2 protein-coding genes are annotated in these 354 nt (G+C 41.0%); both read right to left on the bottom strand.

Translation table 11 applies throughout. The annotated features are described in order from the left end of the window. The coding region (locus tag HC175_RS21135; RefSeq protein ID WP_369074365.1) for a guanylate kinase at positions 1-252 on the bottom strand (252 nt) is incomplete at its 3' end. Next, positions 252-354: endoribonuclease YicC domain-containing protein (locus HC175_RS21130; protein WP_168139927.1), on the bottom strand; the 103-nt coding region annotated here is incomplete at its 5' end. The genes HC175_RS21130 and HC175_RS21135, both read right to left, overlap by 1 nt.

Raw genomic sequence — 354 nt, 5'->3', positions numbered from 1 at the left:
AGTTCCGTAAAAATTGTCGCGGTAAACTTCTTCCCACTCCAGGAATTCATCGTTTTTGATTTTACTCTTGAATTCTTTTAAGCTCAGGAAATAATAATCTTTCCCATGGACCTCAGCTCCTCTTGGTTCTCTGGAAGTGGCCGAAATAGAAAACTCCAGGTTTAATTCTTCCTGTGCTAAAAGGTATTTCACGATGGTCGTTTTTCCCGATCCTGAAGGAGCCGAAAAAACGATCAGTTTTCCGTCTGCCATTACAGTACGTTTAATAGTTGTTCCTTGATCTTTTCCAGCTCATCCTTCATTTGCACCACAAGTTGCTGCATAGGTGCATAATTGGATTTGCTTCCAATGGTG

It is taken from the genome of Salinimicrobium oceani (genome assembly GCF_012037645.1).
The sequence above is the reverse complement of the archived record's forward strand: the minus strand, read 5'-3'. Positions and strand labels throughout refer to the sequence as shown.